The sequence below is a fragment of the uncultured Desulfobulbus sp. genome (assembly GCF_963662935.2).
GTDB lineage: Bacteria > Desulfobacterota > Desulfobulbia > Desulfobulbales > Desulfobulbaceae > Desulfobulbus.
The window spans coordinates 390941-403177 of record NZ_CAXXTL010000001.1; the positions used below are offsets into that span (position 1 = coordinate 390941).

General features: G+C 58.0%; 10 protein-coding genes. All 10 read left to right on the forward strand.

The genetic code is table 11. The features are described 5' to 3' along the window. Nucleotides 1-35: 35 nt before the first annotated feature. Complete coding sequence (locus tag ACHZCX_RS01675) at nt 36-1481, forward strand: Ni/Fe hydrogenase subunit alpha (protein ID WP_394708736.1); 1446 nt, start codon at nt 36-38, stop codon at nt 1479-1481. Between the two features lie 42 nt (nt 1482-1523). Beyond that, entirely contained in the window at nt 1524-1778 is a 255-nt protein-coding gene (locus ACHZCX_RS01680) for a hypothetical protein (protein WP_319585505.1), read from the forward strand. 178 nt (nt 1779-1956) lie between these two features. Beyond that, the gene (gene hypF, locus ACHZCX_RS01685; protein ID WP_319585506.1) at nt 1957-4266 is read left to right on the forward strand and encodes a carbamoyltransferase HypF; all 2310 of its coding nucleotides are present in this window, start codon (nt 1957-1959) and stop codon (nt 4264-4266) included. After that, a complete protein-coding gene (locus tag ACHZCX_RS01690) occupies nt 4257-4535 on the forward strand; it encodes a HypC/HybG/HupF family hydrogenase formation chaperone (protein ID WP_319585507.1) in 279 nt (92 codons plus the stop codon). Before hypF ends, ACHZCX_RS01690 begins: the two co-directional genes overlap by 10 nt. Beyond that, a complete protein-coding gene (gene hypD / locus ACHZCX_RS01695; RefSeq protein WP_319585508.1) occupies nt 4532-5677 on the forward strand; it encodes a hydrogenase formation protein HypD in 1146 nt (381 codons plus the stop codon). Before ACHZCX_RS01690 ends, hypD begins: the two co-directional genes overlap by 4 nt. Then, complete coding sequence (hypE, locus tag ACHZCX_RS01700) at nt 5674-6690, forward strand: hydrogenase expression/formation protein HypE (RefSeq protein ID WP_319585509.1); 1017 nt, start codon at nt 5674-5676, stop codon at nt 6688-6690. The genes hypD and hypE overlap by 4 nt, the downstream gene beginning before the upstream one ends. Before the next feature lie 142 nt (nt 6691-6832). After that, on the forward strand, nt 6833-7219 hold the full coding sequence (locus ACHZCX_RS01705) for a hydrogenase maturation nickel metallochaperone HypA (protein ID WP_319585510.1): 387 nt from the start codon (nt 6833-6835) through the stop codon (nt 7217-7219). Nucleotides 7220-7223: 4 nt separating this feature from the next. Then, nucleotides 7224-7934 carry a hydrogenase nickel incorporation protein HypB gene (gene hypB, locus ACHZCX_RS01710; RefSeq protein ID WP_319585511.1) on the forward strand — a complete coding sequence of 237 codons (711 nt, stop codon included), beginning with the start codon at nt 7224-7226 and terminating at the stop codon, nt 7932-7934. A gap of 363 nt (nt 7935-8297) precedes the next feature. After that, complete coding sequence (locus ACHZCX_RS01715) at nt 8298-10724, forward strand: DUF3365 domain-containing protein (protein WP_319585512.1); 2427 nt, start codon at nt 8298-8300, stop codon at nt 10722-10724. Nucleotides 10725-10747: 23 nt separating this feature from the next. Next, entirely contained in the window at nt 10748-12214 is a 1467-nt protein-coding gene (locus tag ACHZCX_RS01720; RefSeq protein WP_319585513.1) for a sigma-54 dependent transcriptional regulator, read from the forward strand. The last annotated feature ends 23 nt before the right edge of the window (nt 12215-12237 follow it).

The window sequence follows — 12237 nt, forward strand, 5'->3', positions numbered from 1 at the left end:
ATTTTGAAGATCTGAACGGCGCAAGGAGAGAGGGTATGGCCCAGGTTATCAGCATTCATCCGGTTACCCGCATCGAGGGGCATGCCCGTATCGATATCCATCTGGACGAATCGGGCGAGGTGAGCGACGCCCGGGTGGGTATTTCCGCTCTGCGGGGCTTTGAGCAGTTTGTCGTCGGCCGGCCCGCCGAGGAGATCCCCCGGATTGTCAGCCGGATCTGCGGCATTTGTCCATGGATGCATCATCTGGCCGCAGTTAAGGCCATTGATGGCTGCTTCGGCGTCACACCCACCCCTGCCGGTCACCTGTTGCGTGAACTCTGTCAGGTATTAGCCCATATTCACGATAAAATTCTTCATTTTTTCTTCCTCGCCGCTCCGGATTACGTCCTTGGGCCGGACAGCGATTATTCAGTGCGCAATATCATGGGGCTGGTGAAGCGCGAGCCGGAACTGGCCGCCCAAGTGGTGCGGATGCGTCAGTTGGGCCAGATGATGCTCGAACGCTTTGCCGGCAAGGCCATTCACCCGGTGGCCGGGGTGGTGGGCGGTTTTGCTAAGCCGATGAGCGAGGAGGAGCGGCGCGGCCTGAGGGTCGACGGCCAGGTGCTGCTCGATTTCGCCTCCTCCGCCCTTGACTATGCCAAGGCGAAAGTGTTCCACCGTTACCAGGAGGAGTTCCGTTCTCTCGGGACAATAACCACCGGTTTCCTCGGCACCGTCGACGATCAGGGCAATCTGCGGCTTTATGACGGCCGGTTGCGCCTGATGCATCCCGACGGAACCTGCGTCGAATTTCCGGCGAGCGATTATACTGATTTTTTGGCTGAACAGGTCGAGCCTTGGTCGTCCGCCAAAATGGTCTTCGCCAAGTCCTGGGGTGAGGGATTTTCCTTGGAGCCCGATGCCCCCAAGGGCGTGTACCGGGTCAATACCCTGGCCCGGCTCAATGTCTGCGACCGTATCGATACCCCCAGGGCCCAGGCCGAGTTGGAAGAATTTCGCCGTCAGTTCGGTCGTCCGGCCCAGGGGACGTTGCTCTATCATTGGGCCCGGCTGATTGAACTCATCTATGCCTGTGAACGCGTTCTGGAACTGTTGGCAGATGACCGGATAACCGATCCTGCGGTACGCACCCGGTCCACGCCAAAGGCAGGCCGGGGTGTCGGCCATGTCGAGGCACCGCGCGGCACCTTGATCCATGACTACAGTACCGACGATAACGGTTGTATTACCCGGGCCAACCTGATTGTCGGCACCACCCACAATATCGCGCCGATGAATCTGAGTGTGCGTCAAGCCGCCGCCAGTTTAATCAGCAAAAGCAAGGTGGATGATGGGATTCTCAACCGGATTGAGATGGCGGTCCGCGCCTATGACCCCTGAATTTCTTGTGCCACGCACCGCCTGGATGGCGGGCTCCCCATCACCGTGAACCTTGTTGATCATTACGGCAAGATTCTGCGCGTTCTGCAGCGCTGAACTTCTATACAACGGCCTGAACCCCCTTTGCGAGGTTGCCCCATGAATGAGAAGAGCGAACACCCCAATCGAACCATCGTCCGAGTTGAGGCGCCCAACTGCTCCTGCGGCTGTGTTGGCCATATGACCGCCGATGAACTCAAACAGCGGGCGGCTCACGACGATATGGACCTCAGTTGCCCAATCTGCGGCCTGATCCATCTCAGTCTCGAGGAGATCGAGGACCTGGAGAAGCAAAAGGTGGTCAATTCGAAACGATACCGGGAGATCAGGCGCCAGGCTGAAGCCGATGTTTAAAACGGATTCCTGGTGAGTTAACCCTGCTTATTGTGCCAATTGGGCGGAATGTTCGTCGGTTAAAAAAAGATGGTGCAATGATCCGCTAACTGCTACAGTAACGCCGCGTGCTACAGAAAACAGGCCGCTGCACTGAGTCATTTTACCTCACCTTTCTTAGAATTCCATGACCCTGGCCATGCAACCAAACGTCACCCTGTCTCCTGCCTTGAGGATTTCCGTCCACGGAATCGTTCAAGGGGTCGGGTTTCGGCCGTTTGTGTACCGGCTGGCCCACCGGTACGCACTGATGGGAACTGTGGTCAACAACGGTGAAGGGGTGTGCATTCATGTCGGGGGGCCGGCCGCGGCACTGGAAGCCTTTGTTGCCGCTCTGCAAAGCGAGGCACCGCCGGTTGCCCGCATCAACCATATCGAGGTGCGGCCTGCCGAACCGGTGACCGAAGACACCACCTTTCGCATTCTTCCCAGCCAACAGGGCGCACGGCCAAGCACCCAGATCGCCCCGGATATAGCCCTCTGCGCCGATTGTCTGCACGAGATCCTCGATCCGGGCAACCGTCGATTCGGTTATCCTTTCACCAACTGCACCAACTGCGGCCCCCGCTTTTCCATTGTCGAACGCATTCCGTACGACCGCCCTAATACCTCAATGCGGGTCTTTCCCATGTGTGCGGAGTGCCACCGCGAATATCATGATCCGCTTGACCGCCGTTTCCACGCCCAACCCAACGCCTGCCCGGTCTGTGGCCCCCAGCTGAGCTGGCACGACCGCGAGGGGCTGCCCCTTGCCGGTGACTGTCTTGCCCTGGCAGCCCATGCCCTGGCCGAGGGCCGGGTGGTGGCGATCAAAGGACTGGGCGGCTTTCACCTGGCAACGGATGCCTGTTCCGAGCAAGCGGTGACCACGCTGCGGGTGCGCAAAAACCGGCCGTCCAAACCCTTGGCGATCATGGTCAAGGATCTGGAGACAGCGGCGCGATTCTGCCGGTTAAGCGATGAAGAAGCCCGATTGCTCAGTTCTCCCGAACACCCGATTGTGCTGGTCGAGCAGCGAGCGGATTCCGGACTCGCTGCGGCAGTCGCGCCCGGCCTGGGTCATATCGGTCTGATGCTGCCCTACACGCCCTTGCACCATCTGCTGCTGAACCAGCCACAAACGCCCCTGGCCTTAGTGATGACCAGCGGCAATCGCAGCGACGAGCCGATCTGTACCGGCAACGAGGAGGCCCTGTCACGGCTCCACGGCCTGGCTGATTTTTTTCTCCTTCACAACCGAGACATCGTCACCCGAGTTGACGATTCGGTAGCCCGGATCATGGACGGTAAGGTACGGCTGCTGCGGCGCGCCCGCGGCTATTCCCCGGTTCCGATCCTCCTACGCCAGCCGACCAAAGACATCCTCGCCTGCGGTGCAGAAATGAAAAATAATTTTTGCATCGTCCGTAATAATGAGGCCTATATCAGCCAGCACATCGGCGAGTTGACCGATGTGGCCAATTACGATTTCTACCTGGAAAGCATCAATCATCTCCAAACCGTGCTTGCAGTTGCACCGGAACAGACCGCCTGCGACCGCCATCCCGACTACCTCAGCTCCCGCTATGCCCTTGGTCGATCCGCACTCTGCCGGGAGATTCAGCATCATCATGCCCATATCGGGGCGGTGATGGCCGAGCAGGGACTGGCTGGGCCGGTGCTGGGCGTGGTGCTTGACGGTTCCGGTTATGGCGGTGACGGCACCATCTTCGGCGGCGAGGTCTACCGTGCGGACCGTAACGGTTTTACCCGGCTGGCTCGGCTCTCTCACCTGCCGTTGCCGGGGGGCGACCGGGCGGCGGAGCAACCCTGGCGCATGGCTATGGCCCTGTTGTTTCAAGGGATGGGACCGGCAGCGCTTATCGAGGCCCGGCAACCAGCCAGCCTGCTGACCATCGCTCCCGATAAAAAACATCTGATCGGCCAGATGATGGCCAAAGGATTGAATTGCCCTCTTACCTCCAGTTGCGGCCGCCTGTTTGACGCGGTCTCTGCTCTACTGGGACTCTGCCTGGTGAGCGATTACGAGGGGCAGGCGGCAATGCTGCTTGAACATCAGGCTCATCTGGCCCTAGATGAAGGGGTTCCTTCGTTCTATCCACCTACTTTTCGCGAGGAGGAGGGGCTTTCCCTCATTGAGACGGCGCCGCTGGCCGCCCTGATCTGTCGCGATCTGGCGGCGGGTGTGGCCATCCCGGTCATTGCCCGCCGCTTTCATCTTTGGCTGGTGGCATCTTTAGGCGAGATCCTCAATGGTGTCCGGCAGCAAACCGGGATAACCGATGTGGTCCTCTCCGGCGGCTGTATGCAGAACAAACTACTGTTTGAAACCCTGGCCGAACAAGTGCGCGCCGCCGGTTTTTCGGTGCACGCCGGTGAATTGGCGCCGATGAACGACGGCGGCATCGCCTTGGGCCAAGCCTTAATAGGAGGTCATGAATGTGTTTAGCCATTCCCATGCAGGTAGTTGAGCTTAAAGGCGGCAGCGACGAGCTGTTCGATCCCCCGGTCGCTCTGGTGGAAAGCGATGGAGTGCGCAAGGAGATCCGCCTGGAAATGGCCGACCGGATTCCGTTGGTGGGTGAGTATGTGATCATCCACGCAGGCTTTGCCATCCGCACTCTGACCGTGGAGGATGCGGAGTACAACCTCAGCCTGATGCGTCAGATGGCCGAAGTGCTGGAAAGTCAAGGTCGTCTGCCCGGAGCGCCGCAGTGAAATGTGCCGATGAATTTCGCAGCCGGGCAATCACCGCGCCCCTGATCGAAGAGATCGCCCGCAGCCTGGTGCGGCCGGTGCGGATCATGGAGGTCTGCGGTACCCACACCATGTCGATTTTTCGTCACGGCATCCGCTCGTTGTTGCCCGAAGGCATTACCTTGCTTTCCGGGCCCGGCTGCCCGGTCTGCGTCACCCCGGCGCGCCATATCGACGCTTTTCTTTCCGCCGCCGATCGGCCGCAGGTGACCATTGCCACCTTCGGCGACCTGATCCGGGTACCTGGGGCCGAGCGATCACTGGCCGGAGCGCGGGCCGGCGGCGCCCGAGTGGAGATCGTCTACTCGCCCATGGACGCCTTGACGCTGGCGCAGCAGGAACCGGAACGGACCGTGCTTTTTCCGGCCATCGGCTTTGAGACCACGGCCCCGACCATCGCAGCCACTATCCTGGCGGCCGAACGGTTAGGGCTCACCAATTTTCTGATCATCGCCGCTGGCAAGACCATGCCCCAAGCCCTGGAGGCCCTGATGGCCGATTCGGAGTTGCAGGTCGACGGGTTGCTCTGTCCTGGCCATGTCAGTGCCATCATCGGCAGCGAAACCTATCGGCCTCTGGCTGACCGTTATCACCTTGCCTGCGCCGTGGCCGGATTTGAACCAGCCGACATCCTCGCCGGGTTGCTCAGCCTGATCCGGCAGATCAACCATGGCCAGCCCGGAGTGGAGAATTGCTACACCCGGGCGGTGACCCGTGAGGGCAATGTCAGGGCCCAGCAGCTGATCAACGAGGTCTTCGAACCGGCCGACAGCGACTGGAGGGGACTGGGCACCATCCCCGGCAGCGGTCTGATGCTCCGGGAAAAATACCGCCGTTTTGATGGCATGGAGCAACTGGACATTCCCATACAGGCGTCGCGGGAGCCTAAAGGCTGCCGTTGCGGTGAGATCCTCAAGGGAAAATTGCTGCCGCCGGATTGCCCACTCTACGGCACGGCCTGCACGCCCCTGCAGCCGGTCGGCCCCTGCATGGTCTCGAACGAGGGTACCTGCGCCGCCTACTTTCGCTACAGCGGCCGGAAAACGAGCACCGCTCACCAAAACACTAAACCCTTTTTTGCATCGTCGACAGAGCCTTCATGAAACCGGATTCGATCATCAGCCTTGACCATGGCAGCGGCGGACTGGCCAGCCAGAACCTGATCAGCGGCCTCTTTCTCAAATACCTGACCTGCCCCCAGTTGCGGGATCTGGAAGACTGCGCCATGCTCGGTGAGTATGCCGGCCGCATCGCCTTCTCCACCGACAGCTATGTCGTGGACCCGCTCTTTTTTCCCGGCGGCGACATCGGTTCCCTGGCGGTCCATGGCACCATTAACGACCTGGCCATGCGCGGCGCTCGTCCATTGGCCCTCAGCCTGGCCCTGATCATCGAGGAAGGTTTTTCTTTTGCCAGTCTGGAGCGGATCATCGCCTCGGTGGCTCGTGCTTCCGAGGAGGCCGGGGTGGCCATTGTCACCGGCGACACTAAGGTGGTGCCCAAGGGCAAGGCTGATGGTCTGTTCGTCAACACCACCGGCATCGGCATCGCCTCGCACCGTCACGACATTTCTGGCAAAAAGGCCCAACCGGGGGATGCGGTTATCATCTCCGGTACTCTGGCGGATCACGGCATTACCATCATGAGCCGCCAGGCCGGGATTGATATTGGCGGCGATATCCAAAGCGACACCCAACCCCTGCACCGGCTGGTGGGCGCCTTGCTTGAGGAGGATGCCAGCCTGGTCCATGTCCTGCGCGACCCAACCCGGGGGGGGCTGGCCACGACCCTCTGCGAGATTGCCAACGCATCGCAGGTCAACATCGCCATTGAGGAGGACCGGCTGCCGATCAGGGGTTCGGTCAGTACCGCCTGTGAGATGATAGGCCTTGACCCGCTTTATCTGGCCAACGAAGGCAAGTGCATCATCATCTGCGACCAGGACGGGGCTGAAGATATCCTCCAGCTTGTTCGCCGTATGCCCGAAGGCCGCGATGCAGCTCTGATCGGCTGGGTAGGCGAGGGGCAGGCCGGACGGGTCAGCCTCACCACCCGCATCGGCGGATCCCGTCTACTTGAGCCGCTCACCGGTCAGCCTCTGCCGAGGATCTGCTGAAATCATGCAGACGATAGAGCTTCTTGCAGAAATGAACATCTGCATGCTGTGTCATTTCGACCAAGGGGAGAAATCTCATGTCTCAAAGGACGAGAATTCTCGCTACCGCTCGAAATGACAAAAAAAATCAGGAGTTGCCACTATGCATGAATTATCCCTGGCCCAGAGCCTGATTGACCAGTTGTTTGGTCTTGCCAAGGAACACAAAGCCGACCGGATCACCAAGGTGCTGGTCACTTTGGGCCCTTTTTCGGGTGTGGTCCGCGACTCGTTTGAATTCGGTTTTGATGTGCTCAAAAAAGCAGACCCTCTCATGCGGGAGGCTGTGCTGGAACTGGAAACGCCGGACCCTGTGTACCTCTGTCTGGATTGCGGCAAGGTGTCGGTCATTCCCTTTTCCCGGCAGGGTGATCTGCTGGATGTCCATTCGTTCAGTCCGTATCCGAAAAAATGTCCCTGGTGCTGTCTTAACCGGCTCTCTCCCAAGGGCGGAAACGAGCTTATCCTTAACCATGTAGAAATGGAGTAACGTCATGTGTGATACCTGTGGCTGTCAACTGCACGACCACCATCAGCACGATAGCAAGGTGGTCGAGGTCAACCGGAGTCTCCTGGAAGCCAACCAGAAACAGGCAGATGCCAACAGACATCACATCGAACATATGGGCGCTGTGGCTATTAATATGATCTCCAGCCCCGGTTCGGGGAAGACCACGCTGCTCGAGCGGACCATCGAGGCCTTGAAGGACACAGTTAAAATTGGGGTCATTGAGGGTGATATCGAGACTGAGCGCGACGCTGACCGCATCCGCGCCAAGGGCGTGCCGGCGGTGCAGTTGACCACCGGCGGGGCCTGCCACCTCGATGCGCCCATGGTCCATGGCGGCCTCCATGTGCTCGAGCATTTTGCCAAGGGTGGTGGTTATGACCTGATTTTTATTGAAAACGTCGGCAACCTGGTCTGTCCGGCCACCTTTGATCTCGGTGAACACCGGCGAGTGGTCCTGCTCTCGACCCCCGAGGGCTCGGATAAGCCCGCCAAGTACCCGGCCACTTTTAAAAGCGCTGATCTGGTGCTGATCACCAAAACCGACCTCCTCCCATATTTTGACTTTTCAGTCGAAGAGGCAACCAAGGAGTCGCTGCGGCTCAAGCCCGAATTGGAAATCCTGACCCTCTCCGCTACCACCGGCGAGGGTTTTGACGCTTGGCTGACCTATCTGAACAACATGCTGCGGAAATAATCTCTGCCAACTAAGATTCCTCGCCTTCTCCATCCCCTGTCCCTATCAGCCGACATCTCGCCTCTTTAAAGTGATAACACAAGTTTCCACATAAAGGATACTTGTGTTATCATGTGTAAACATCCGGCAACAGTTCGTGCCGGGTATCGAAGCGTAACCCTCTTTAATTAATTGTTTTTTTTATTCCACTTACGGTGGCACGTCTTTTGATTGGCTTTTTTTGGCCAAGAAAAAGAAAGAGCATCAACACCCTTGGTCTGTGTTGCGGCTGGGAGCTGGAATGCTCTGTGAGATGTGGTGTGTTGAATTCGCAGCTGCGAGAGGTTCGGTCTTTGCCGGAAGTTGAATTTTCCAGGAAAGCGCATGCATATTCCAAAACCCCAAAAGATTCAGGCTAAATTCATCACCGGCATGGTCTTGGCTTCCTTGTTTCTTGGTGTGGCCTTTTCTCTGGGGTTCTACCTCCACATGCGCAACGTCTTGGAAGAAGAGGTTGTGGACAAGGCCAAACTTATTCTCACCCATGTGGATTCGGTGCAGCATTATGTCCGCGATGTTCTCCGGCCCACCATGTATGAACGGTTGCCGACAGCGTTTGTTATCCAGGCCATGTCGTCTTCGTATATCTCGCGAAAAATCATGGCCTCGGTCAATTCTCCGCAGGATGGCACCATTTTCCGCCGGGTTGCCATGGATGCCCGCAATCCTGATTACGAAGCAAACGATCATGAACGCGAATTGATTCAATATTTTCGCGAGAACCAGCAGCAGAACCTGTGGCAGGGCTACAGGGTTATCAACAGTGAAAAATACTATCTCATGGTTCGGCCGGTCCGTTTTGAACAGGGGTGCATGTATTGCCATGGCCGTCCCCAGGATGCACCCGCCGAATTGCTTCAATTGTACGGTGACCGCGGGTTCGGCAAACGGCTGGGCGACGTTGCCGGCGTTGATTTTGTCGGCATTTCTGTGCATGGCAGTGTCGGCCGGGTGGAGCAGACCATCCTGACTACGTTTGCCTTTTTCACCCTGGCGGTAGTGCTGGTTTTTTTTAGCGCCAATCTGCTCTTCAAGGTGCTGGTCGTCAATAATCTCAAACGTCTCAATACGGTCTTTCGCCGCAATATCAATGATGCCGAAGGTTCCGCCTTGTTGCGCCAGCTTGAACAGGGCGACGAGATCGAGGAACTGGTCGACGGTATGGAACAGATGAGCGAGCACCTGTTCGAGGCCCGGGGCCAATTGCAGAATTACGCCGAGAATCTGCGTCTGATGGTCGACGAACGAACCGATGCCCTGACCGCCGAGGTCGAGGCGCGGCGGGCGGATGTACATTTGTTCGTTCACCTGCTGGAAGACATGTTCAAGAGCAGGGCTAGAGCGGAACTTTGGCGGTTGTCGCTGCCACAGATCTGCAAGCGGTTCGGGGCCGTGCGGATCGCTTATGTCTGTACCATGGGCTCGCATAGCTCTTTTGTGTGGCCGGAATCAGAGGCTCTGCCGGCTCTGCCCGCAAATTTTGTGGAGATGTTGACCGGAAGCATCTGTGTTGCTCAAGACAGTCGAATTTTTATTCCGGTCGAGTCGAGCACCGGCAACGCCGAAGGCTTGCTGATTCTGTACTGGCAGAGTGAGGCCGAGGCGGAGCGACATGACCTCAATGTGTTGCAGGCCCTTGGTCGACAGCTGGGCATTGCGGCCGAGAATCTGACCGCCGTTGACAGCCTGTTCAGACAGATGAACGTTTTGGAGACCATTGTCGAAGGCATTTCCGATCCTCTGGTGCTCATGGATGCAGCCTGCACGGTGTTGACCGTGAATCAGGCGGCCAGAACGCTCACTTCGGAATTAACCGACAGCCAGCGAACCGATGGCAATGTCCTCTCTGTGTTCTTTGATCGTACCGCTGAGCAGGCATTCATGGAGGAGACCATTTCCCGGGGTAAGCCGGACCAGCGCGAGATCAGTCTGCCAGGCGGCCGATCTTTCGCCCTTTCCCTCTACCCCGTCTTTGGTCAGGACGAATCCGTTTCCCAAGTCGTGGTCTACCTGCGGGAAACGACAATGGAGAAGCGGATGCGCATCCAGGTCTGGCAATCGGAGCGCATGGCCACCGTGGGCAAATTGACCGCAGGCCTGGCGCATGAAATCAATAACCCTCTCGGGGTGATCCTCTGTTATACTAATCTGTTGAGGCAGACGATCACCGATCCGCAGCAGAACGCGGATCTGGAAATCATTGAGCGCCATACCCGACAGGCCCAGCGGGTCCTGCAAGATCTGCTCAACTTTGCCCGACCGAAGTCGGCTGGATCAGGCGCTGCCGACGCCGTGGCCGTTGCGTTATCTATGACCGAAGTTTTCTCAGTCCAGGCCACCAAGAAAGAGGTGCGTCTTTCCCTTGATATTCCTGCGCAGCCCTTGATGGTGCGCTTGGGGGTAGGGGAGATGGAACAGGTACTCAGTAATCTGATGATCAACGCGCTTGACGCCGTTATGGCCTATTCCGGTGAGATTCACGTCCAGGTGGCAGCGGCCGGAGAGGGCTTGATTCAGGTTGTAGTCGCCGACAACGGACCAGGTGTAGCTGATGACGACGCGCCGCATATTTTCGATCCTTTTTTCTCCACCAAGGAGATCGGTGCCGGAACCGGACTGGGGCTGGCTGTTGTGTATGCCATGGTGACCGATGCCGGCGGCACAGTTGAGGTAGGCAGAGCACCCGACTTAGGCGGTGCTCGATTCACGGTGATCCTACCTGAGGCGGGTAAGCCGTCTCTGGAATCATGATTCCATCTGAAGAGCACGAAACTATGACCACACTTTCCCCACCGACTGCGACCGACAGCCCTATAGGGATGGGCATTCTCATCGTCGATGACGAGCAGGATTTCGCCCGCGGTTTGGCCCGGCTCGTTGCCGGTCGATTCATCGAGGCTCGGGTGGAAGTGGCGCAGAGCGGGAAGGAGGCCTTGCAGATCCTGACCGCTCGCAAGATGCATCTGATGATCACAGACTTGCGCATGCCCGAGATGAACGGAATGCAGTTGCTGACCGAATCGATCAAGCTCCATCCCGACCTGAGCATGGTTGTGCTCAGTGCCTATGGAACCGTGGAAACAGCTGTGGAAGCCCTGCACGCCGGAGCCTACGATTTTCTCACCAAACCTATCGAGCCGGACCAACTGTTTCGGGTGGTGACAAAAGGGTTGGAGCGGAGTCGCCTGCTCGAGGAAAACAGCCAACTGCGGCAGATCCTTTCCCGGCAGGGGTCCCATGGGGAACTGGTGGGTGAAGGGCCAGCTATGCGCAAATTACGGCAGACAATCGCTGCCGTGGCCCAGTCGGATTATGCGGTGTTAATCCGTGGGGAATCTGGAACAGGCAAGGAACTGGTTGCCCGGTTGATCCACCAGACCGGGGCAAGAGCAGCCCGGCCGTTTTTATCGGTGAATTGCCCTTCCATTCCTGAGAATCTGCTGGAGAGCGAACTTTTCGGCTATGTCAAAGGTGCCTTCACCGGAGCGGACAGGAACCATAAAGGGTTATTCTCCGCCGCCCACACCGGCACCATCCATCTGGATGAAATCGGCGACATCAGTCCCGCCGTGCAGACCAAATTGTTGCGTTGCCTGCAAAACGGTGAGATTCGTCCTGTCGGCTCAACTGCCAATCAGAATGTGGATGTCCGGGTCATTTCCTCTACCAATCAGGATCTTGAAGCCTGCCTGAAGAACAAGACTTTTCGGGAAGATTTATACTATCGCCTCAATGTCTTAACCTTGAACTTGCCGCCTCTGCGGGAACGGGTTGAGGATATTCCCTTGCTGGCCCAATTTTTTCTTCGAGGAACCTGCAGGGAAATGGGCCTTGCCGAGAAGGAGATGGCACCGGAGGTCCTGCAGTGGATGTCGACTTGTCCCTGGCCTGGCAATGTGCGAGAATTACAGAATTTTGTCCGCCGGATGACGGTGTTCTGCCCCAGTGAGCGAATGGATATGCAACTGGTTCGCATTGTGCTGGAGGGGGGCAGCCGCTTGGTTTGTGATACGGATCGTGCAGATGGCCAGACGAGGCCGCCGAAAGCATACAAGGAGGCCAAAGCAGAGGTGGTTAATGCGTTCACCCTTGCGTATGTCAGGGACCTGCTGAGGCTGACCAGGGGTAACGTTTCCGAGGCGGCACGGATATCTGGCCTATCGCGGGTAGCGGTGCAGAAAATCCTGGCCCGGACGGGCGAGCATGCCGCGACCTTCCGCGCCTATGCGGGGCCTCAATAAGGAGCACTAACCGGCTTCGTAGT